This is a genomic window from Serratia sp. NA_112.1, assembly GCF_052691715.1.
In genome coordinates, this window is sequence record NZ_JBQZFO010000003.1 from 376,894 (window position 1) to 398,480 (window position 21,587).

Genomic DNA, 21,587 nt, shown 5'->3' on the forward strand with positions numbered 1-21,587 from the left:
CCTGGTATCAGGCAGATGCGTTCTCCCTGCATTTCTTCCGTGTTAATCCCTTCGTTCAGGCTCTACACTAGGTGGAACGGAGGGCCTATGCCGCAGTTTGAAAATGCTTACCAACAACAATTAGCCGGTTTTTATACCGAATTGAACCCCACGCCGTTAAAGGGCACTCGCCTGCTGTATCACAGCGAGCCACTGGCGCGTGAGTTGGGACTGGACGAGAGTTGGTTTACCCAGGATAAAACCCCGATTTGGGCGGGAGAAACGCTGCTGCCGGGTATGCGACCGCTGGCACAGGTGTACAGCGGCCATCAGTTCGGCATCTGGGCCGGGCAGTTGGGTGATGGCCGCGGCATTCTGCTGGGTGAACAACGGCTGGCGGATGGCCGCAGCATGGACTGGCATCTGAAAGGGGCCGGTATGACGCCGTATTCACGTATGGGCGATGGCCGTGCTGTGCTGCGCTCGGTGATCCGTGAGTTCCTGGCATCCGAGGCATTGCATCATCTGGGCATTCCAACCACGCGTGCATTGACCATAGTGACTAGCGAGCAGCCCGTCTATCGCGAACAGGCCGAGCGTGGGGCGATGCTGTTACGCATAGCGGAAAGCCACGTGCGCTTCGGTCATTTCGAACATTTTTATTACCGTAAGCAGCCGGAGCAGGTGCAGCAGTTGGCTGATTTTGTGATTGCCCGCCACTGGCCGCAGTTTAAAGATCAGAGCGATGGCTATCTGCTGTGGTTTACCGATGTGGTCGAACGCACCGCCCGGCTCATCGCCCATTGGCAGACTGTCGGTTTTGCTCACGGCGTGATGAACACCGATAACATGTCGATTCTGGGCATCACCATCGATTATGGGCCGTACGGCTTCCTTGACGATTATAAGCCCGACTATATCTGTAACCATTCCGATCATCAGGGGCGTTATGCCTATGATAACCAGCCGGCGGTGGCGCTGTGGAACCTTCACCGCCTGGCGCAAACCCTGTCCGGGCTGATGAGCACCGAGCAGCTGCAAAATGCGCTGGCGGCCTATGAACCAGCCCTGATGCGTGCCTATGGGGAACAGATGAGGGCCAAGCTCGGCTTCTTCACCCAGTCGCAGCAGGATAACGATTTGCTGACCGGATTACTGAGTCTGATGGCGCAAGAGGGGCGGGACTATAGCCGGACATTCCGCTTGCTAAGCCAGACGGAGCAGCAGCAGGCGCAGTCGCCACTGCGAGATGAATTTATCGATCGCGCCGCATTCGATGGCTGGTATCAGCAATACCGCCAGCGTTTGCAGCAGGAACAGGTGAGTGACGCGCAGCGCCAGCAGGCAATGAAGGCGGTGAATCCGAAGCTAATCCTGCGCAACTATTTGGCGCAACAGGCGATTGAAAGTGCTGAACAGGATGATGTCAGTAAGCTGGCGCGGCTGCATCAGGCTTTACTGGCACCGTTTGCGGATAACCCAGAGTATGACGATCTCGCCGCGTTGCCGCCGGATTGGGGCAAACATCTGGAGATTTCTTGCTCTAGCTGATTGATGAAGAAAGATGACGGGCGCGGCAACAGCGCGCCCGGTAAAAAAACTACTGACGCAAATACACCTGTGGCAGCGCCACTTCCGGGTGATGAACCACACCCAGATCCGCCTGATACCAACGGGTGAGAATATCTGCCTGCAACACTTCCTGCGGCGTGCCGGTCGCGACCAATTGCCCCTGATGCATCAATAAAATGCGATCCGCATACAATGCCGCGAGATTGAGATCGTGCAATACACAGCATGCCGCAATCGGTTGTTGCCGCGTCAGGGTACGCAGCAGCCTGAGCGTATGTTGCTGGTGGTAGAGATCCAGTGCCGAGGTCGGTTCGTCCAGAAACAGCCAGGCCGGCGTTGGCTGCGGTTGCCAAAGCTGCGCCAGCACGCGGGCGAGTTGCACTCGTTGCTGTTCGCCGCCGGAGAGCTGGCGATAATCGCGCTGGGCCAATTCGAGACAGTCGGTTTGCGCCATCACCTGTTGTACCGCCCGTCGCGCGTCGCGTTTGCCGTGGGGTGCGCGGCCCATACTGACCACTTCTTCTACAGTAAAGGGGAAGGCCAGATCGCTATGTTGACGCATGACCGCGCGCACTTTAGCCAACTGCTGCGGTTGCCACTGTTCCAGCGGTCGACCGAGCAACTGGCATTCGCCACAGCCTGGGGTCAGATAACCGGTTAACAGGCGCAGTAACGTTGACTTACCGGCGCCGTTCGGCCCAATAATCGCCACCATCTCGCCGCTATTGATGCTGAGCGAGACATCGTTGATCAGCCGCCGCGAACCCAGACTGTAACGTAGCTGCTGCGCCGTCAGGCTTGCTGTGTTATCCACCCACGCGCTCCCGCTGGCGCATGACCAGCCATAAGAAATAAGGCCCGCCGATCAGGCTGGTCATTAAACCGACCGGCATTTCTGCCGGAGCCACCAGCGTGCGCGCCAGCGTATCGCTGACCAACAGCAGGCTGGCTCCCCCCAGTGCAGAACAGGGCAGCAGCCAACGGTGGTCGCCACCGAGGCGCATGCGCACCAAATGCGGCACCACCAGGCCGATAAAGCCGATCACGCCACTCATCGCTACCGCTGCACCTATCAGCAATGCGCTTAACAGCAGCAGCTGTAGCTTGGCACGCTGAACATTCACACCGAGGTAATGAGCCTCTTCATCTCCCAGTTGCAGCAGATTCAGGCGGCGCGCCTGCAAGAGCGTTAGCAGGGTGGTTGGCAGGATCAGCGAGGCGGAAACGGCCAACGTTGGCCATTGCGACTGGCTCAGGCTGCCCATCATCCACAGTGAAAACTGGCGCAGTTGCTGGTCGCTACTGAGGTAAGACAACACGCCAATTGCCGCCATACACAGGGCGTTGATGGCGATACCTGCCAGCAGCAGGCGCGACAGGCTGCCGTGGCCGCTGCGGCTGATGCCGTAAATCAACAGCGATACCAGCATGCTGCCGAGAAATGCCGCCAGCATGTGACCATACAGGGCAATTACCGGCGGCAGGGCCAGCGGCATAACGATAATCAGCGCAACAAACAGCGCGCCGCCGCTACTGATACCCAACAGGCTGGGATCGGCCAAGGGGTTACGGAACAACCCCTGCATTACGGCACCGGATACCGCCAGCGCGCAGCCTATCACTACCGCCAGCAGTACGCGTGGCAAACGGATATTCAGCCAGATATGCCAGGACGTGTCGCTGAAAGGCTGTTGCCACAGGGTGCGGAATGACAGCGTCAGCGCGCCCATATTGGCAGCGCCCAAAGCCAACACTGCCAACAGTACCAGCAGGCTGGTCATCGCCAGACGGGGAGAGGTACGACAGCGCATTACTTTTGCTCCGCCGCATGACGCAGCTTGGCCAGAGCGGCGGGAGTTTCCAGCCCAAAGCCCAGCAGCGCCATATCGTCAACTACCAATATGCGATGTTGTTTACCTGCCGGGGTGAGAGCCATGCCCGGCAATTTCCACAGCTGTTGTTCGCCGCCGAGCGTTTTTATGCCGTCAGTGGTGACCAGCAGCAAATCCGGTGCGCTGGCGATCACGCCTTCCTGTGACAGCGGCCGATAGCGACTGAATCCCTGCATGGCATTCTTCAGACCCGCAGCGGTGATGACCGCGTCGGCGGCAGTGTGTTGCCCGGCGGCCATTGGCGTAATACCGCCGTGGCTCATGACGAACAACACCCTGACCGGCAACGCATCGGTTTTCACTGCCGCCAATTGCTGCTGGTAACGGGTGCTCAGCTGCTTGCCCTGATCGGTGCGCTGAAGCGCACTGGCGATCACAGCGATTTTTTCCGGCACGCTTTGCAAGGTGGTATCGCCGGGAATGCGCACGACTTTAACGCCACTTTCTTCCAGCTGTTTGAGCACCAACGCAGGTTCGGCCAATTCGGTGGTCAGTACCAGCGAGGGTTTCAGCGCCAAAATACCTTCGGCATTGAGCTGGCGCATGTAACCGACATCCGGCAGTTTTTTAACCGCTTCCGGCTGCAGGCTGGTGCTGTCTCGCGCTATCACTTCATCGCCCGCGCCCAGGGCGAAGGCAATTTCGGTGACGTCACCGCCTATCGAGACAATACGTTCTGCCGCCACAGCGGTGAACGGCAACGCTAGCGTAATGCACAGCGCCAGACGACAGGTCAATGAAGATTTCATGCGGCAATGTCCTTGGGTTCAAGCGCGGCAACCTGCTCACGCCACTGAGTTTGCTCCGGCTGGCCTTCGGTACGCTGGCCGTAAAGTTGAGCAATCTGGGTACCGTCGGCGGCAAACAGTTCCAGACTGGTGACGAAGCCGTCTTTAGTGGGCTTGCGGGTGATCCAGCTTTCGGCGATCGCATCTTCGATCAGGTGCAGGGTGAAGTGGCGATTAAACACGTTAATCCAGCCTTCCTGCGGCATCAGGCGTTCAATCTGACCGGTGAAGATCTGCACGCAGCCGCGGTTGCCGACAAAAATCATGATTTCGTTCTGCAGGCCCATCGCGGCGTTAAGCAATTGGCTCAGGGCACCGTTATCAACCCGATAGGCCAAATCGTTACCGACGGCGCTGAAGGCTTGCTGGCGGGTCAGTTTGTTGCGGCTCAACAACTGGAAGAACTGGTGAACGTCGGTCATTTCGCGCCATTCCCGATCAATTTTGTCGGCATCTGGTGAGGTGTTACCGACCGTGGCGTCTGCCGGTTGCAGTTCCAGCTTCGGGTTTTCCGCATTCAGGTGGCGTTCAACCAGTGCCATCCAGGCAGGGAGATCGGTTTCATCGGTGGTGTAAACCTTATGCAGTGCGTCGCCCTGATGATCGAAGAACTGAATGCTGTGTCGTACGCCGCGCTTGTTGGTTTCGCTCAGGGCGAAAGCGCTGGCCCACTGGTTGAGGAACAGGCGCAGATCCAGCTCGCGCGGATTGAGGATCAGCCCGGCGTGGCCGTTCAGGTGCTGGTTGCGATAACGGCCCATTTGCTCGTGCACCGCGTAGCTGTTGCGGGTAATGGATTTGGTGACGCCAACCTGCTCGAGTTCGCTCAGCAAGGTACGGGCATCGGCCTGCAGACGACAGGTGTCCTGACCGACGCGGGCGTGGGTCAGTTCTGCTTCACTGACGCCAAGAATTTCAGCCAGGTCACGCGCATATTTGCCTGGATTATCAATTTTTGCCTGCTGGTAGCGTGCATATAGGGTATTGCTCATTGCGGGTTCTCCTGTGTGAGAGTCAGGCGGCGGGCAATCTTCATGCCCGCCGGATTCAAAAGGTTACCACTGATAGCTGACCAGCAGTTTGGCATTGCGCCCGTCCTGCGGAATGCCTTGTGGCGAGTAGTATTCTTTATCAAAGGCATTGCCCAGCACCACCGTGGTGGTCACGCCCTGCAGGCGATCGCGGCCTTTATAGCTCAGGTAGAAATCGTTGACGCCATAGCCGCTTTGCTCCGCCGTGCCGGTTGCCACGTGGGTGGATCTTTCGGCGAAGGTCGTTACCCAACCGGTCGACAGGCCGCTTTCACCCAAAGGGACGTCAAGCGAACTGGTAACCGTATCCGGGTTGATGTCGCTTAGCCATTCGCCGCTGTTGCCGTTCAACTCACCGCTGCGTGACTTATCTTTACCGCGCGTACGGTTGTAGGCCAGATCCCAATTAAACCACGGGGTTTGATAGCTCAGCGATGTATCCCAACCCCAGATTTTAGCGCGTGAGATATTTTGCGAGGCAGTCTGAGTCCGGGTGACGTACAGGCTGATGTAGTCTTTGGCATCGGTGTCGAAGTAGCTGGCTTTGAACTGCAGGTTATCGCCAGCCATCAGTAAATCGTCGAAGCGCAGGCCGAAACCGTACTCCGCGGTGCTGGTGGTTTCAGGTCTCAGATTTGGGTTGGGCACCCAATAGTTGCCGGGAAAGTGTCTGGAGTCATTGTACATTTCGCCCATGGTAGGTGCGCGGAAAGCTTGGGAATAAGAACCGAACAACATCAACCAATCGGTAGGTGAATAGGTCAGTGCGCCGCGGGATGACCACTTATCCGCATTAACATCATCATGGCCCTGGCTGCTGCCTTTGTAATTGTCGTAACGCGTTCCTGCCAGAAGGGTGACGGGGATATCACGCAACGTAATTTCATCCTGCAACCAGCCCGAGGCGAAGTCGATTTTAGCCTGTGGGAAGCTGGTAGTGGCGCCGCCTGGCGCTTGTTTTTGTTGATAGCTTTCTGAACCGTAGGTCAGCAGGTGCGAAGCGAAACTGTCGGCAAACAGGCGGGTGCGGTTTTCCAGTTTGACGCCGTGGGTGGTTTGCTTACGGAATTCATCCGTGGAGCCGGCATCGTGAGCGTTAATTTTGACTTCTGAGGTATACACCTTAACGTCGGCGTCCAGCCATTGCTGATTTAGCGGTTTAAGCTTATAGCTCAACGCCGCATCGCGCTGGATAGTCGAGCGTTGGGTCATAGGATTGCTGCGGGAAAAATTGGGTTCCTGCGGGTTTTTTGGCTCACGGGCGCTGTTATTGTAATAGCGCAGATCGCCGCTCAGTGACTGAGCATCATCGATTTTCCAGGTTCCCTTGGCCAGCACATTGCTGATGGTTTCATCGTTGGGGGCATCAAAGCCGTTGCCCTGGCGTAGATCGCCGACGTCACGGGTACCGAACGACAACAGGCCGTCGAGATTGTCTGTCTTGCCATAGGCGCTGGCGCCCATACCCAGGCTATGATCGCCGCTGCCGGCGGTGCCGTAGACCCGGTAGCCAGTATCATGACCCGGCAACAGCAGATCGGCGGCATCCACGGTTTCATAGGCGATCACCCCTCCCAAAGCCCCGCTGCCATACAGCATGGCGGCGGGGCCTTTAACCACCTCAATGCGTTTTACCAACGCCGGATCAAGGAAGGTGGCACCAATGTGCCCGGTGTCTGTGCCCTGGCGGATGCCATCGACCAGCGTCAATACGCCATTTTTACCGTAGCCGCGCATAGAAACATCCTGACCGTTGCTACGGCCGGTACCATTGATGGTAAGCCCCGGTACGCGGCGTAGCATATCGGCGGCGCTGGTGGCGGTCTGGCTTTCAGGCGAATTACCCTCGATCACCGTAACCATCATCGGTGCTTCAAAGCTGCTGCGTGCGTTGCCGGTGGCGGCGACGGTCAGGGTTTCGTCGCTGGCGTTGTCCTTTTTTACCTGCGGGGTCGTGGAAGAAGAAGCAGGGGTTTCGCTGGTCTGTGCAAAAGTCACCGTCGGCAGAGTACAGGCAATCGCCAGACTCAATGCGGATAAACGCAGCCGGGTGGAATAGATCAGAGGCATGTCGCAACTCTCCGTATGTTTTAAACATATCAATAGATTTGCTGGCTGCCTGGATCAAAAAGGATCGGGGTGGCTGGCGTTAAGGGATGGGAATTATTTGGTCAGGATCAGTTTCCCGGCTTTGGTCTGTCGTAACTGATAGCGCTGGCCCTGATGGATGATGATCGCCACGCCATCGGCATCGAGCAGTTGTGCACTGTCGTAGCAAGGCGGCGTCGTCAGGCCGCTTTCAGCGGTGTGAACAGCCTGGGCAGGCAGGTTGGGGTGGTGGTTATCCATCGTCATATGTTTATGAAACAGACCATTAAATGGTAATTAATATTAAAGCGAGAATCATTATCATGTGAGTGAAAGGTTACATCAAGGAAAATTTTCTTACCAATGGAAGCTTTTTACAGAAAGGGGATGTGGGATGGGCTGAGATGGCTCAGCCCGTAAAATTCAGGGTTATTTCAGCAGGGTTTCAATGCGCTCAAACAGACGTTCGGGTTTGGTGATCGGTGCGTAGCGTTTTACCCGCTGGCCGTCGGCGGTCAGCAGGAACTTGGTGAAGTTCCATTTAATGCGTTGAGTGCCCAGAACGCCCGGTGCCAGGCGTTTTAATTCGTTGAACAACGGATGTGCGCCTGGGCCATTAACTTCAACTTTGCTGAACAGCGGGAAGCTGACGCCATAGTTCAGCGTGCAAAAGTTGGCAATCTCCAACGGATCGCCGGGTTCCTGTGCGCCGAACTGATTGCAGGGAAAGCCCAGTACCATCAGGCCTCGTTCGCGGTAGAACTGCCACAGGTTTTCCAGCCCGTGGTATTGAGGAGTAAATCCGCATTTGCTGGCGGTGTTGACCACCAGATAAGCCCGGGCAGGGAAGTCGCCCAGGGTTTTGTGCTCCCCTTGCAGGGTGACACAGGGGATGGATAACAGTGAGTGGATCATGCTGGAACTCCATATCCTTTCCATGGGGAACTGAGAGAATTGCTACCAGTATAGATGAGTGAGTGGTGGGCGGAAAAGCCGGGGCGGGGCCCCGGCGATGGGATCAGAAACGGGTGTCTACCGCATCGGCCAGCATGGCCAGCAGCTGTTCGCTGTCGGACCAGCTCAGGCAAGGGTCGGTGATCGATTGGCCATAGGTCAGCGGTTGACCGGCAACGATTTTCTGGGTGCCTTCCACCAGGAAGCTTTCTGCCATTACGCCGGCGACGGCGACAGAACCGGCGCGGATCTGCTGGCAGACGTTTTCGGCCACTTCCAACTGGCGGCGATGCAATTTCTGGCAGTTGCCGTGGCTAAAATCGATCACCAGTTGTTCGGGCAGATCGAATTCGCGCAGGCTGTCGCAGGCGGCGACCACATCGGTAGCATGGTAGTTCGGTGTTTTGCCACCACGCATGATGATATGGCCATAAGGATTGCCGCTGGTCTGATAGATAGTCATCTGGCCATGCTTGTCCGGCGACAGGAACATATGCCCGGCGCGGGCTGCACGAATAGCGTCAATCGCGATACGGGTATTGCCGTCAGTGCCGTTTTTAAAGCCTACCGGGCAGGACAGTGCCGAGGCCATTTCACGGTGGATCTGGCTTTCGGTGGTCCGTGCGCCAATCGCGCCCCAACTGATCAAATCAGCAATGTATTGGCCAACCACCATGTCCAGGAACTCGGTGGCGGTGGGCAGGCCGAGCTGGTTAACTTCCAGCAGCAGTCTGCGCGCCATCTCGATCCCGCGATTGACCTGGAAGGTGCCATCCAGTGACGGATCGGAGATCAGGCCTTTCCAGCCCACCACGGTGCGCGGTTTTTCAAAATAGGTGCGCATCACGATTTCGAGGCGGTCCTGGTAACGGATGCGCAACGCATTCAATCGGCCGGCATAATCGATGGCGGCGTCAAGATCGTGAATAGAGCAAGGGCCGATAACCACCAACAGGCGACGGTCTTCACCGGTCAGGATTTTTTCAATTCGCTGCCGCGAGGCCGTTACACTGTCCGCGATTTCCGCCGAGATTGGCAACTTCTCCGCCAGCTCTTGCGGTGTGACGAGGCTATCGATGCGCGCGGTCCGCAGTTCATCTGTTTTGTGCATGATTTTCTCTAAAGACTTTTCTTCTCTGCGGCAGGAGTGCCGGGAAGTGATGGCGATCACAATAACGTAAAAACCGATGAATTCAACCGGAGAAACTGTGTTCTGTTGATCAGAACCGCTAAAAAAAGCACAAAAAACATGGCCTGTGGGGAATTAATCAACAGATGGCAGGGGCTTCCCCACCATCTTGTCAGGATCAGAACATCCGGCGACTCATTCCCAGAATATCCAGGATTTTGGTCGAGATCTCTTCCACCGAATAATTGGTGGTGTTCAGATAACGGATCTGGTTTTTACGGAACAGCGCTTCGACTTCTGCAAGCTCCATCCGGCACTGGCGAATGGAAGCATAACGGCTGTTTTCGCGCCGTTCTTCACGGATGGCGGCTAACCGCTCCGGATCGATCGTCAGGCCGAAAAGCTTGTGCTGAAACGGCTTCAGCGCGGTGGGGAGGTGCAAGTTGTCCATATCGTCGGCGGTAAACGGATAGTTGGCCGCACGGATACCGAACTGCATCGCCAGATACAGGCTGGTGGGTGTTTTGCCGCAGCGCGAAACGCCGAGTAAAATCACCTGTGCTTGATCGAGGTTACGCAATGAAATGCCGTCATCATGGGCTAACGTGTAGTCAATAGCCGCGATACGGGCGTCATATTTACCGAGATTGCTGGCGGTCAACCCGTGGGTGCGGTTCGGCACCGGGGTAGGTTCTACTTCCAGTTCCCCCTGTAACGGGCCAACCAGCGCCTGCACGATGTCCTGGCAGAAACCTTCGCTCTGGGTAATGACCTTGCGTACTTCCGGCGAAATGATCGAGTAAAACACTAACGGCCGCACGCCGGTATCACGATAGATATCATTAATCTGCTGGCAAACCCCACGGGCCCGGGCTTCGGTTTCCACAAAGGGCAGCGTAAAGGTGGTGGCCTTCACCGGAAATTGCGACAACACCGCGTGGCCCAAAACCTCCGCGGTGATCGCCGTACCGTCCGAAATATAAAAAACGCTTCTTTCCACCTTGGGCTCCTTACCTGAAATAGTGACGTCACTATCACGTCTATTAGTCTTTATCATGGGCTGCAGAGGATCCAACGGTAAAGAGGCAGGCAAAAAAATTGTGATAGTGTGGGCAGAGTCGACGAATAAAAAGGTCGGTCGGGGAATAAACGATGGCGATAAAAATACGGGGCTAAAACACTATTTTAAATTTTATGAAAAAAGGAGGTTTATTTCCAATGAGGAATTATTGGTCTGGATGGCGCTATTTTCATCAAAGACTGCGTAAATAACAGGGGTTTTAAAACTGAAGTTTAAAAAATACTTAATTTGTTGAGATTTAAGCTATTAGTGCGACAGGGAACGATTCCAGGCCGGTTTTGCGTTTCAGGAAGTTTTCCTAAAATCCACTTTCTTCACCGGGTTGATCGATTCACCTTTCCATTTCCTATGGATCATTGTGCTAGTCTGACTCGGCACCGTTTTAGCGGCGCTGAGAAAGCAAGCGAATTAAATCCGTCTATACCCTACTGATAGCAATAAGGATTGTCTCGATGTCCAACAATGGCCCAGACTTGCGTAATGTGCTTTGGTACAACCAGCTCGGCATGCACGACGTTGACCGTGTCGGCGGCAAAAATGCCTCCCTCGGTGAAATGATCACCAATCTTTCCGATTTGGGCGTGGCCGTGCCAAACGGTTTTGCCACCACCGCGCAGGCGTTTAACGATTTCCTCGAGCAAAGCGGTGTTAACCAGCGCATCTATCAGTTACTGGATCAAACTGACGTTGACGATATTGCTCAATTGACCAAGGCGGGCGCACAAATCCGTCAATGGATTATCGACACGCCATTCCATGCGGAATTCGAGCGTGAAATTAACCTGGCTTACCAGCAACTGGCCGACGGCGAGCCGGAAGCGTCATTTGCCGTGCGTTCCTCCGCCACAGCAGAAGACATGCCGGATGCCTCCTTTGCCGGCCAGCAGGAAACCTTCCTCAACGTGCAGGGTATCAACGCCGTGATGGTGGCGATTAAGCATGTTTATGCCTCCCTGTTTAACGACCGCGCCATTTCCTACCGGGTACATCAGGGCTATGACCATCGCGGCGTGGCCTTGTCGGCCGGCGTACAGCGCATGGTGCGTTCTGACCTGGCGTCTTCCGGCGTCATGTTCACCATCGATACCGAATCCGGTTTTGATCAGGTGGTGTTTATCACCTCCGCCTTCGGTCTGGGCGAAATGGTGGTGCAGGGCGCCGTCAACCCGGACGAGTTCTATGTGCACAAACCGACGCTGCTGAGAGGCAACCCGGCTATCGTGCGCCGTAATCTCGGCTCGAAGAAAATCCGTATGGTGTATGCGCCATCGCAGGATCACGGCAAGCAGGTCCAAATTGAAGACGTTCCAGAGCAGCAACGCAATCGTTTCTCTCTGACCGACGAAGAAGTTCAGGGGCTGGCCCATCAGGCACTCCTGATCGAAAAACACTACGGCCGCCCGATGGACATCGAGTGGGCTAAAGACGGCCATACTGGCAAATTGCTGATCGTGCAGGCCCGTCCGGAAACCGTACGCTCTAACGAGCAAACGATGGAGCGTTATCAGCTTAACGCGACCAGCCCGGTGCTGGTGGAAGGGCGTGCTATCGGCCACCGCATTGGCGCAGGTCCGGTGAAGGTCATCCATAACATCAGCGAGATGGATCGTATTGAGCCAGGCGACGTGCTGGTAACTGACATGACCGATCCGGACTGGGAACCGATCATGAAGAAAGCCGCCGCCATCGTCACCAACCGTGGCGGCCGTACCTGCCATGCGGCGATCATCGCGCGTGAACTGGGCATTCCGGCGGTGGTTGGCTGTGGTAACGCGACCGATTTGCTGAAAGAAGGTCAACAGGTCACCGTTTCTTGTGCAGAAGGTGATACCGGCTTCGTCTACAGCGATATCCTCGATTTTAACGTGCAGAGTTCCGAAGTGACCGAACTGCCGGATCTGCCGCTGAAGATCATGATGAACGTCGGCAACCCTGACCGTGCCTTTGACTTCGCGCGTTTGCCGAATGAAGGTGTGGGCCTGGCCCGTTTGGAATTTATCATCAACCGTATGATTGGCGTGCATCCGAAGGCGTTGCTGGAGTTTGATCAGCAGACTCCGGAGCTGCAAGCGGAAATCAGGACGCTGATGCAGGGCTACGACCATCCGGTCGAGTTCTATGTCGGCCGTTTGACGGAAGGGATCGCAACGCTGGGCGCCGCGTTCTGGCCGAAGCGAGTGATCGTGCGCCTGTCCGACTTCAAATCCAATGAGTATGCCAACCTGGTCGGCGGCGAGAAGTATGAGCCGCATGAAGAGAACCCAATGTTGGGCTTCCGCGGTGCCGGTCGTTACGTGTCCGACAATTTCCGTGACTGTTTCGCGATGGAATGTGAGGCGGTAAAACGCGTGCGTAACGAAATGGGCCTGACCAACGTTGAGATCATGGTGCCGTTTGTTCGCACGGTGGAACAGGCGGAGGCGGTGGTGGCCGAATTGGCACGCCAGGGTCTCAAGCGCGGTGAGAACGGCCTGAAAGTGATCATGATGTGCGAGATCCCATCAAATGCGCTGTTGGCAGATCAGTTCCTGCAGCACTTTGATGGCTTCTCCATTGGCTCCAACGACATGACTCAGTTAACCCTGGGGCTGGATCGTGACTCGGGCGTGGTGTCTGAGCTGTTTGACGAGCGTAACGAAGCGGTGAAAATTCTGCTGTCGATGGCGATTCAGGCGGCCAAGCGTCAGGGCAAATACGTCGGTATTTGCGGCCAGGGCCCGTCCGACCATGAAGACTTTGCCGAATGGTTGATGGATCAGGGTATCGACAGTCTGTCGCTCAACCCGGATACCGTGGTGCAAACCTGGGTTAATTTGTCGAAGAGAACATAATTTTCGCAATAGGGAATAATGTTCAAGGCTAAAGCCGTAACTCAGGTTACGGCTTTATTATTTCTGAATGTAAATAAAAAGGCGCAGTGAATAAAGGCGGTCAAAAAAAGAATAAAAAAAAGCCCATCATAAAAGACGGGCAAAGACTACACACAGCAATTCACATGTATGGCATTACATTGTTTGGAAATCTTGCTTTAAATCAGGTATTTGAAGCAATAGATGGCAATAATACTAGATATTTAAGCGTCATTAGTCATTAAGAATCGTCTTAATCAACCTGTGTATTAGAATTTATTTTTGGTGGCGGATCTTTTTTATCTTGGCACTAAAAAGATGCATTTATTCTGTATGTTTAAATAATGGTCATTAGATCAGAAAACGGCGGTGAATTTTATTATTGCGGATGATGTATTCTGGAAGCCAGCGAGGGGGAAAGAGGATTTCTGCCCGGTGACCCGGGCAGAAACGGGATTACATCTGTTCCAGGTCTTTGGCAACGTCTTCCAGGTCGACAGTCGGTTCTGGCGCTTCATTCATCCAGGCAGTGAGTAAACGGTAAGATACCGCCAACACCACTGGACCGATAAACAGGCCAATCATGCCGAAAGCCAGTAAGCCGCCGATAACGCCGGAAAGGATCAGGATCATCGGCAGGTCGGCGCCCATGCGGATCAGCACTGGCCGCAGCACGTTATCCAGCGTAGCGACCACGCAGCTCCATACCAACAGCACGGTGCCCCAGGTGGTATCGCCACTCCAGTACAACCAGATGATTGCCGGTACCAGCACCAGTAACGGCCCCAACTGCGCCACGCAGCAGATAAAGATCAGCACCGTCAGCAGGGTAGCGGCAGGTATGCCGGTCACCGCCAGGCCAATACCACCCAGTACCGACTGCACCAGCGCCGTCACCACCACGCCCAGCGCCACCGCACGGATCGCCTGACCACCCAGCACCACGGCAGCGTCGCCTCTTTCGGCCCCCAGACGCGTTGCAAAGTGGCGAATGCCCAGAGCCACTTGCTCGCCGCGTGCATACAGCAACACGCTAAACAGTAGCATCAATGTGCAATGCAATAGCAGGCGGCCAATATGCGCGGCCTGTGCCACGAACCAGGTGGCGGTCTGGCCGAAGTAAGGCTGCACCTTTGCCATCAGCGCACTGCCTCCGGCGTTCACCAGGGTGTGATAACTGTGATAGACCTTATCGCCGATCATCGGGATTGATTGCAGCCAGGCCAGATCGGGAATATGCAGTTTGCCCGGCGTGCTGGCCCAGGCCACGATAGGCGCGCTGTTGTCCACCACGCTGCTGACCAGCAGAGAAATTGGCAGGATAAACAGCAGGATCAGCAGTATCGTCATCACTAGCACCGCCAGTGAACGTCGTCCCCAAAGTATTTTTTGCAGTTTAATCAGCAGTGGCCAGGTGGCGATGACCACCATGCCGGCCCAGGCAAAACCGAGAATAAAAGGTTGAATGACCCAAAAACAGGCGACGATCATTATGGCGATAAACAGCACGCCAAAAATAATCCGTGGCAAATCATAGCGGGATTGTGGGAGTGTCATGAATGGGTTCTCATTCTGGTCAGTATACCCGTCGCCTTTCAAGTCGCAGCACTGTTAGCCGCAACTTGAAATTCATAGGGGAAAAAAATTAAGCATGGTGCATCTTCGCCACTTTTCACAATGTGACGCACCCTTTTTTGGTGCGTCGTCTGGCGACCTAATAATCTGCATGCCTTCACTAAACGAGTATGTTAGTTTTTATCTCTAATAAAAAACAGGGTGGGTCTGAATAAAGGCCTGATTCAGCGTGCATAATGACGCATAAAAATTAGACAGACAGGGTCAAAAAGCGAATGATCCCACAGATTTCTCAGGCGCCCGGCCTCGTTCAACGGGTGCTCGATTTTTTGGAAGCGTTGAAGCAAAACGGGTATAACGGCGATATCGCTACCAGCTATGCCGATCGGTTGACGATGGCGACCGATAACAGTATCTATCAGTTGCTGCCTGACGCGGTAGTGTTTCCCCGTTCCACTGCGGATGTGGCACTTATTGCACGTCTGGCGGCCGAAGAGCGCTTCACTGCGCTGACCTTCAGCCCACGCGGTGGTGGGACAGGGACCAACGGGCAGTCGCTCAACAGCGGTATTGTGGTGGATATGTCGCGCCACATGAACCGCATTCTTGAAATCAACGTCGAGCAGGGCTGGGTCAAGGTTGAGGCCGGGGTTATCAAGGATCAGCTCAACCAGTATCTGCGGCCGTTCGGTTATTTTTTCTCACCGGAGCTTTCCACCAGTAACCGCGCTACGCTCGGCGGTATGATTAACACTGACGCCTCTGGTCAGGGATCGCTGGTCTACGGAAAAACTTCCGACCATGTATTGGGCTTGCGGGCGGTGCTGCTGGGTGGGGATATGATTGACACCCGCGCCATGCCGACGCCATTGGCGGAAACGATTGCCAACGAAGACACGGTTGAAGGGCGCATCTATAACCGGGTGCTCAACAGCTGTCGCGATCAGCGGGCGTTGATTCTGGAAAAATTTCCCAAGCTTAACCGTTTTCTGACCGGCTACGATCTGCGCCATGTGTTCAGCGATGACCTGAAAACCTTCGATCTGACACGTATTCTGACCGGTGCCGAAGGGACGCTGGCGTTTATCACCGAAGCGCGGCTGGATATTACGCTGCTGCCGAAGGTGCGCCGGTTGGTGAATGTTAAATACGACTCCTTTGATTCCGCACTGCGCAACGCGCCTTTTATGGTGGAAGCCAAAGCGCTGTCGGTCGAGACTATCGACTCCAAGGTGTTAAACCTGGCACGCGAAGATATTGTCTGGCATTCGGTCAATGAACTGATCACCAACGTGCCGGATAAAGAGATGCTGGGCCTGAACATCGTTGAGTTTGCTGGCGATGACAAGGCTCTGATCGACCAGCAGATGGAGGATTTGTGCCTGCGGCTGGACGAGCTAATCGCCGAACGACAGGGCGGAGTGATTGGCTATCAAATCTGTGGCGATCTGGACGGCATTGAGCGAATTTACAACATGCGCAAAAAGGCGGTCGGGCTATTGGGCAATGCCAAAGGGCGTGCCAAGCCGATCCCGTTTGCCGAGGACACTTGTGTGCCACCGCAGCATCTGGCCGACTACATCGTTGAATTCCGTCAGTTGCTCGATAGTCATAATCTCAGCTACGGCATGTTTGGCCATGTGGATGCCGGTGTATTGCATGTGCGTCCGGCTCTCGACATGTGCGACCCGCAGCAGGAAGTGCTGATGAAGCAACTGTCCGACCAGGTGGTGGCGTTGACCGCCAAGTATGGCGGGTTGCTGTGGGGGGAGCACGGCAAAGGGTTCCGCGCCGAATACAGCCCGGCGTTCTTTGGCGACGAGCTTTACCTGGAGCTGCGCCGTATCAAGGCCGCTTTCGACCCGGACAACCGACTCAACCCCGGCAAAATCTGTTCGCCGTTGGGCGTCGATGCGCCGATGATGAAAGTGGACGCCGCCAAACGAGGAACCCTCGATCGACGCATTCCGGTCGAGGTTCGCACCTCGTTCCGTGGTGCCATGGAGTGTAATGGCAACGGTTTGTGTTTCAATTTTGACGTCCGCAGCCCGATGTGTCCGTCAATGAAGATCACCGGCAGCCGCATTCACTCGCCAAAAGGGCGGGCGGCGCTGGTGCGTGAATGGCTGCGTCTGCTGTCCGAACAGGGCGTCGATCCACTGGCACTGGAAAAGCAACTGCCGCAGCAGCGTGTCAGCTTCAGGACCTTGATCGAGAAAACCCGCAACAGTTGGTATGCCGGCAAAGGGGAATACGATTTTTCGCACGAGGTGAAAGAGGCGATGTCCGGCTGTCTGGCCTGTAAGGCCTGCTCCACTCAGTGCCCGATCAAAATTGACGTACCTGGTTTCCGTTCACGTTTCCTGCAGCTTTATCACACCCGTTATCTGCGACCGGCGCGTGACTATATGGTCGCCGGGGTAGAAAGTTACACCCCACTGATGGCGAAAGCGCCAAAAGTGTTCAACTTCTTCTTCAGGCAACCTTGGGTGCGTGAACTGAGCCGCAACAGTATCGGCATGGTTGATTTACCGCTGCTTTCCAGCCCGACGCTGCGCCAACAGCTTTCCGGCCACGGTGCGTTCACCATGACGCTGGAACAGCTGGAAGCGCTGAACCTGCAACAACGCGAACAGCACGTTTTGATCGTGCAGGATCCGTTTACCAGTTATTACGATGCCAAAGTGGTGGCGGACTTTGTACGGCTAGTGGAAAAGTTGGGTTATCGGCCGGTACTGTTGCCGTTCTCACCCAACGGCAAGGCGCAGCATATCAAAGGTTTCCTGACGCGTTTTGCCCGCACTGCGCGCAAGACCGCCGATTTTCTCAACCGGGTGGCAAAGCTCGGCATGCCGCTGGTGGGGGTCGATCCGGCGTTGGTGCTGTGTTACCGCGACGAATATAACGAGATCCTCGGGGAAACTCGCGGCGACTTCCAGGTGCAATTGGTGCACGAATGGCTGCAACGGTTGCTGGCCGAGCGTGCCGAGCAGCCGGCGACCGGTGAAGCCTGGTATCTGTTCGGTCACTGTACCGAGACCACGGCATTGCCGACCAGCGGCCAACATTGGGCGTCGATCTTTGCACGCTTTGGTGCCAGGCTGGAAAATGTCAGCGTTGGCTGTTGTGGTATGGCGGGTACCTACGGGCATGAAGTCAATAACTTGCAGAATTCACTCGGCATTTATGAGCTATCATGGCACCAGGCGCTGCAACGTTTGCCACGGCAACGTTGCCTGGCGACCGGTTATTCCTGCCGTAGCCAGGTCAAACGCATTGAGGGTAACGCGGTACGTCACCCATTACAGGCACTTCTGGAGATGATCGAGTGAAACTGTGGAAAAGAGAAACGACGCTGGAGCAACTAAACCAGGCCGGTGAAGGCTGCATGGTCAGTCATGTCGGCATCCGGTTCACCCGGCTGGAGGACGACTACCTCGAGGCTACCATGCCGGTCGATCAGCGCACCCGGCAGCCATTTGGCCTGCTGCACGGCGGGGCATCGGTGGTGCTGGCAGAGTCGATGGGATCGATGGCCGGTTATCTGTGTTGCGAAGGTGAGCAGAAGGTGGTGGGGTTGGAAATCAACGCTAACCATTTGCGGGCAGCATTTGAAGGCGAAGTTCGCGGCGTGTGCCGTGCGCTGCACGTTGGCCGTCGTCATCAGGTGTGGCAGATAGAAATCTTCGATGCGCGCGATCGCCTTTGCTGCACCTCGCGCCTGACCACCGCCATTATCGACTAAGCGTTTCCCCCGCAGGCAGCCCTGTCTGCGGGTGTTTCTTCGTTGGGCTGGTTTACAGCTGAAAAGGCACCCGCTTGACGAAATCCTTCTGGAAGGCGTTGGCCTTCTCCCAGGTGCCTTCCATCGCATATTTCTGGCAGATAAGAGTCAGGGTACGGCGGGCAAAATGATAGCTCTGAACCCGGAACAGCTGGCAGCGCTGCGGATTGTTGATTTCCACGATCAGCCGGTTATGCAATTTGCTGAGCGCGTGCAGATAACTTTCATCATCGCCATTCTCCAGACACAGATTAGCCATGTTCAAACTGACATTGTTGTACCGTTTCAGGTGGTTGATATTGCATTCCGGCCGCCTGAGCGACGCCTCCGCCATGTAGAAATCTACCGTGGCGTCGCGCACGCTGAATTTGTAGTCATCAATTTTGCCCAACAGCCACGCATTCATCGAGATATTCATTTGCCCGCGCTCAATTGTAATTGAATGATAATTATTATCATATTTATTGGCGCGTTGGTGATCAATCATTCTGTTGAAATATTTATCATCGACAGGAGATGCATAGTGGCAGCCGCAACCCAATATAGCCAGCAACGACTAAACTTTAATCAGAGGTGGCCGCTTCTGTTGGTTCAGTTGGGTGAGTGGAATGGCGTGAAATGCGCCTTATTGTCGATAAACGCATTTTTAAGAAAGACAAAATGCAGAAATAGGTATTTTCTATGAATGTTTGAATCGACAGAAAAAGCACGGCCCTGTAAAGCGTTCGAGCCAATGGACAAGCGCAATGGTGATACAGGATGTGCAGTAAATTCATAAGGATAAAATGATTCCATTTCTGACCGGCAGCGCCTGGCGTGCTGACTGTCCCGCGCGCTTGCCGCATGCCGAAGTGAAAATCCAGGCTTTTAGCGGATACCCCTGTAAAACAAACGGTTGAAGTGATAATCGTTATCACTAACATAGTAGCAACCCAGATTGGCTGTGGAAAAACACGAGTGTGAGGTAGGCCATATGCAAACTGAAAATGTCGGCACCTTTTCTCTGGACGAAAATGTCTGGCAAGGCATTTTGCTCAGTGACAATGCCGTACAACAAATTACAAAACTCATGCAGCAGGACTCGCAGGTGAAAGGGCTGCAACTCGGGGTGAAGCAGTCAGGCTGCGCCGGGTTTGCCTATGTGCTGGATCTCACCCGTGCTCCTGCTGACGACGACCTGCTGTTTGAGCGTGATGGTGCCAAGCTGTATGTGCCGTTGAAAGCCATGCCGTTTATCGATGGCACCACGGTGGATTTTGTCCGTGAAGGGCTGAATCAGATATTCAAATTTAATAACCCTAAAGCTCAGCATGCCTGCGGTTGCGGCGAGAGTTTTGGCGTTTGAGCGATGCAATCAACATGACACGAAGCAATGTAGAAATGCCTAATGAAGTGCAGGCTTGGGTCAGCGAAGGTCGCTACAAAGAAGGTTTTTTTACCCAGTTGGCCACCGACGAGTTGGCGATGGGCATCAACGAAGACGTGGTGCGCGCGATCTCGGCCAAGCGTAACGAACCTGAGTGGATGCTGGAGTTTCGGCTGGAAGCCTATCGTGCCTGGCTGCAATTGGAAGAGCCGCACTGGCTGAAAGCGAACTATGAGCGCCTGAACTATCAGGATTACAGCTATTACTCGGCGCCGTCCTGCGGCAGTTGTGATGACGCTTGCGGCTCGCAGCCCGGCGCGGAGCAGCAACCTGGCGCGCCGACGGACAACAATTACCTGACCAGCGAGGTTGAACTGGCGTTTAACCAGCTCGGCGTCCCGGTGCGTGAAGGCAGCGAAGTGGCGGTAGACGCCATCTTCGACTCGGTCTCGGTTTCGACCACCTACCGTGAAAAACTGGCGGAGAGCGGGGTGATTTTTTGCTCGTTCGGCGAAGCTATCCATGAATACCCGGATCTGGTGCGCAAATACCTCGGTCGCGTAGTGCCTTCCAACGATAACTTTTTTGCTGCCCTGAATGCGGCAGTGGCCTCCGACGGGACCTTTGTCTATGTGCCGAAGGGCGTGCGCTGTCCGATGGAGCTGTCGACCTATTTCCGTATCAACGCCGCCAAAACCGGTCAGTTCGAGCGCACCATCCTGATTGCCGATGAAGGTAGCTATGTCAGCTACATCGAAGGCTGCTCGGCCCCGGTGCGCGACAGCTATCAGCTGCACGCGGCGGTGGTGGAAGTGATCCTGCACAAAGACGCCGAAGTGAAATATTCGACGGTGCAGAACTGGTTCTCTGGGGGGGACAGCAAGGGCGGCATCCTCAACTTTGTGACCAAACGCGCGCTGTGTGAAGGTACTGGCTCGAAGATGTCTTGGACCCAGTCGGAAACCGGTTCGGCAATCACCTGGAAATACCCAAGTGTGATCCTGCAGGGGGATAACTCTATCGGTGAATTCTTCTCGGTGGCACTGACCAGCGGCCATCAGCAGGCGGACACTGGCACCAAGATGATCCACATCGGCAAGAACACCCGTTCGACCATCATCGCCAAAGGCATTTCCGCCGGACACAGCGAGAATACCTATCGCGGGCTGGTGAAGATCCTGCCGGGTGCGGAAAACGCGCGTAACTTTACCCAGTGTGACTCGATGTTGATCGGGCCGGATAGCGGCGCTCATACCTTCCCGTATGTTGAAGCACGCAACAACAGTGCGCAGCTGGAACACGAGGCGACGACCTCAAAAATTGGTGATGACCAGCTGTTCTATTGTCTGCAGCGCGGCATCAGCGAAGACAATGCCATTTCGATGATCGTCAACGGATTCTGTAAGGACGTGTTCTCCGAGCTGCCGCTGGAGTTCGCCGTTGAGGCACAGAAGTTATTGGCCATCAGCCTGGAACACAGCGTGGGCTAACCGCCGGAT

Annotated in this window: 18 protein-coding genes and 1 other RNA gene; 6 read left to right on the forward strand and 13 right to left on the reverse strand. The window is 55.2% G+C overall.

All coding sequences use genetic code 11. The features are described 5' to 3' along the window. Positions 1-87 precede the first annotated feature (87 nt). Positions 88-1,530 (forward strand): protein adenylyltransferase SelO, encoded by a 1,443-nt coding sequence (locus tag ACUTQ5_RS09650; protein ID WP_445651065.1) that lies wholly within the window; start codon positions 88-90, stop codon positions 1,528-1,530. Between the two features lie 49 nt (positions 1,531-1,579). On the opposite strand, the gene ACUTQ5_RS09655 is transcribed toward ACUTQ5_RS09650, so the two are convergent. The 9 genes from ACUTQ5_RS09655 to ppsR form a co-directional block, all read right to left on the reverse strand. Next, positions 1,580-2,365, reverse strand: coding sequence for a heme ABC transporter ATP-binding protein (locus tag ACUTQ5_RS09655; protein WP_445651066.1), 786 nt, complete (start codon positions 2,363-2,365; stop codon positions 1,580-1,582). Further along, complete coding sequence (locus ACUTQ5_RS09660) at positions 2,358-3,362, reverse strand: FecCD family ABC transporter permease (RefSeq protein WP_445651067.1); 1,005 nt, start codon at positions 3,360-3,362, stop codon at positions 2,358-2,360. Before ACUTQ5_RS09660 ends, ACUTQ5_RS09655 begins: the two co-directional genes overlap by 8 nt. Continuing rightward, a complete protein-coding gene (locus ACUTQ5_RS09665; protein ID WP_445651068.1) occupies positions 3,362-4,192 on the reverse strand; it encodes a heme/hemin ABC transporter substrate-binding protein in 831 nt (276 codons plus the stop codon). Before ACUTQ5_RS09665 ends, ACUTQ5_RS09660 begins: the two co-directional genes overlap by 1 nt. Next, positions 4,189-5,223 (reverse strand): hemin-degrading factor, encoded by a 1,035-nt coding sequence (locus ACUTQ5_RS09670; protein ID WP_445651069.1) that lies wholly within the window; start codon positions 5,221-5,223, stop codon positions 4,189-4,191. Before ACUTQ5_RS09670 ends, ACUTQ5_RS09665 begins: the two co-directional genes overlap by 4 nt. A gap of 63 nt (positions 5,224-5,286) precedes the next feature. Further along, positions 5,287-7,332 carry a TonB-dependent hemoglobin/transferrin/lactoferrin family receptor gene (locus ACUTQ5_RS09675; protein ID WP_445651070.1) on the reverse strand — a complete coding sequence of 682 codons (2,046 nt, stop codon included), beginning with the start codon at positions 7,330-7,332 and terminating at the stop codon, positions 5,287-5,289. A 93-nt stretch (positions 7,333-7,425) separates the two neighbouring features. Next, positions 7,426-7,611, reverse strand: a complete 186-nt coding sequence (hemP, locus tag ACUTQ5_RS09680; RefSeq protein ID WP_445651071.1) for a hemin uptake protein HemP — start codon at positions 7,609-7,611, stop codon at positions 7,426-7,428. Positions 7,612-7,779: 168 nt separating this feature from the next. Further along, a complete protein-coding gene (locus ACUTQ5_RS09685) occupies positions 7,780-8,265 on the reverse strand; it encodes a glutathione peroxidase (protein WP_445651072.1) in 486 nt (161 codons plus the stop codon). Between the two features lie 103 nt (positions 8,266-8,368). Further along, positions 8,369-9,415: a 3-deoxy-7-phosphoheptulonate synthase gene (locus ACUTQ5_RS09690; protein WP_445651073.1), complete on the reverse strand. Its 1,047-nt coding sequence runs from the start codon at positions 9,413-9,415 to the stop codon at positions 8,369-8,371. Positions 9,416-9,611: 196 nt separating this feature from the next. Next, entirely contained in the window at positions 9,612-10,433 is an 822-nt protein-coding gene (ppsR, locus tag ACUTQ5_RS09695; RefSeq protein WP_445651074.1) for a posphoenolpyruvate synthetase regulatory kinase/phosphorylase PpsR, read from the reverse strand. A 533-nt stretch (positions 10,434-10,966) separates the two neighbouring features. Here ppsR and ppsA point away from each other — a divergent pair. Continuing rightward, the gene (ppsA, locus tag ACUTQ5_RS09700; RefSeq protein ID WP_445651075.1) at positions 10,967-13,345 is read left to right on the forward strand and encodes a phosphoenolpyruvate synthase; all 2,379 of its coding nucleotides are present in this window, start codon (positions 10,967-10,969) and stop codon (positions 13,343-13,345) included. 111 nt (positions 13,346-13,456) lie between these two features. Here ppsA and rprA read toward each other — a convergent pair. Both rprA and ydiK read right to left on the reverse strand, forming a co-directional pair. Continuing rightward, an RNA gene (gene rprA / locus ACUTQ5_RS09705) (antisense sRNA RprA) lies at positions 13,457-13,567 on the reverse strand. A gap of 252 nt (positions 13,568-13,819) precedes the next feature. Then, a complete protein-coding gene (gene ydiK / locus ACUTQ5_RS09710) occupies positions 13,820-14,920 on the reverse strand; it encodes an AI-2E family transporter YdiK (RefSeq protein WP_445651076.1) in 1,101 nt (366 codons plus the stop codon). 293 nt (positions 14,921-15,213) lie between these two features. On the opposite strand from ydiK, the gene ydiJ reads away from it, so the two are divergent. After that, the gene (ydiJ, locus tag ACUTQ5_RS09715; RefSeq protein ID WP_445651077.1) at positions 15,214-18,270 is read left to right on the forward strand and encodes a D-2-hydroxyglutarate dehydrogenase YdiJ; all 3,057 of its coding nucleotides are present in this window, start codon (positions 15,214-15,216) and stop codon (positions 18,268-18,270) included. Next, positions 18,267-18,683 carry a 1,4-dihydroxy-2-naphthoyl-CoA hydrolase gene (gene menI, locus ACUTQ5_RS09720; protein WP_445651078.1) on the forward strand — a complete coding sequence of 139 codons (417 nt, stop codon included), beginning with the start codon at positions 18,267-18,269 and terminating at the stop codon, positions 18,681-18,683. The genes ydiJ and menI overlap by 4 nt, the downstream gene beginning before the upstream one ends. 52 nt (positions 18,684-18,735) lie before the next feature. On the opposite strand, the gene ACUTQ5_RS09725 is transcribed toward menI, so the two are convergent. Together ACUTQ5_RS09725 and ACUTQ5_RS09730 are read right to left on the reverse strand one after the other, a co-directional pair. Then, the gene (locus ACUTQ5_RS09725; RefSeq protein ID WP_445651079.1) at positions 18,736-19,140 is read right to left on the reverse strand and encodes a hypothetical protein; all 405 of its coding nucleotides are present in this window, start codon (positions 19,138-19,140) and stop codon (positions 18,736-18,738) included. A gap of 145 nt (positions 19,141-19,285) precedes the next feature. Then, positions 19,286-19,645, reverse strand: a complete 360-nt coding sequence (locus ACUTQ5_RS09730) for a hypothetical protein (RefSeq protein ID WP_445651080.1) — start codon at positions 19,643-19,645, stop codon at positions 19,286-19,288. A gap of 50 nt (positions 19,646-19,695) precedes the next feature. On the opposite strand from ACUTQ5_RS09730, the gene sufA reads away from it, so the two are divergent. After that, positions 19,696-20,067 carry a Fe-S cluster assembly scaffold SufA gene (gene sufA, locus ACUTQ5_RS09735; protein WP_174352502.1) on the forward strand — a complete coding sequence of 124 codons (372 nt, stop codon included), beginning with the start codon at positions 19,696-19,698 and terminating at the stop codon, positions 20,065-20,067. A 14-nt stretch (positions 20,068-20,081) separates the two neighbouring features. Beyond that, positions 20,082-21,578: a Fe-S cluster assembly protein SufB gene (gene sufB / locus ACUTQ5_RS09740; RefSeq protein WP_445651081.1), complete on the forward strand. Its 1,497-nt coding sequence runs from the start codon at positions 20,082-20,084 to the stop codon at positions 21,576-21,578. Positions 21,579-21,587 lie beyond the last annotated feature (9 nt).

Excerpts from the sequence above, each read along its gene's own strand:
- ACUTQ5_RS09650 (WP_445651065.1), top strand. The coding sequence starts at position 88 with ATGCCGCAGTTTGAAAATGCTTACCAACAACAATTAGCCGGTTTTTAT.
- ACUTQ5_RS09660 (WP_445651067.1), bottom strand. The coding sequence starts at position 3,362 with ATGCGCTGTCGTACCTCTCCCCGTCTGGCGATGACCAGCCTGCTGGTA.
- ACUTQ5_RS09665 (WP_445651068.1), bottom strand. The coding sequence starts at position 4,192 with ATGAAATCTTCATTGACCTGTCGTCTGGCGCTGTGCATTACGCTAGCG.
- ACUTQ5_RS09670 (WP_445651069.1), bottom strand. The coding sequence starts at position 5,223 with ATGAGCAATACCCTATATGCACGCTACCAGCAGGCAAAAATTGATAAT.
- ACUTQ5_RS09675 (WP_445651070.1), bottom strand. The coding sequence starts at position 7,332 with ATGCCTCTGATCTATTCCACCCGGCTGCGTTTATCCGCATTGAGTCTG.
- hemP (WP_445651071.1), bottom strand. The coding sequence starts at position 7,611 with ATGGATAACCACCACCCCAACCTGCCTGCCCAGGCTGTTCACACCGCT.
- ACUTQ5_RS09685 (WP_445651072.1), bottom strand. The coding sequence starts at position 8,265 with ATGATCCACTCACTGTTATCCATCCCCTGTGTCACCCTGCAAGGGGAG.
- ACUTQ5_RS09690 (WP_445651073.1), bottom strand. The coding sequence starts at position 9,415 with ATGCACAAAACAGATGAACTGCGGACCGCGCGCATCGATAGCCTCGTC.
- ppsA (WP_445651075.1), top strand. The coding sequence starts at position 10,967 with ATGTCCAACAATGGCCCAGACTTGCGTAATGTGCTTTGGTACAACCAG.
- ydiK (WP_445651076.1), bottom strand. The coding sequence starts at position 14,920 with ATGACACTCCCACAATCCCGCTATGATTTGCCACGGATTATTTTTGGC.
- ydiJ (WP_445651077.1), top strand. The coding sequence starts at position 15,214 with ATGATCCCACAGATTTCTCAGGCGCCCGGCCTCGTTCAACGGGTGCTC.
- ACUTQ5_RS09725 (WP_445651079.1), bottom strand. The coding sequence starts at position 19,140 with ATGAATATCTCGATGAATGCGTGGCTGTTGGGCAAAATTGATGACTAC.
- ACUTQ5_RS09730 (WP_445651080.1), bottom strand. The coding sequence starts at position 19,645 with ATGTTAGTGATAACGATTATCACTTCAACCGTTTGTTTTACAGGGGTA.
- sufA (WP_174352502.1), top strand. The coding sequence starts at position 19,696 with ATGCAAACTGAAAATGTCGGCACCTTTTCTCTGGACGAAAATGTCTGG.
- sufB (WP_445651081.1), top strand. The coding sequence starts at position 20,082 with ATGACACGAAGCAATGTAGAAATGCCTAATGAAGTGCAGGCTTGGGTC.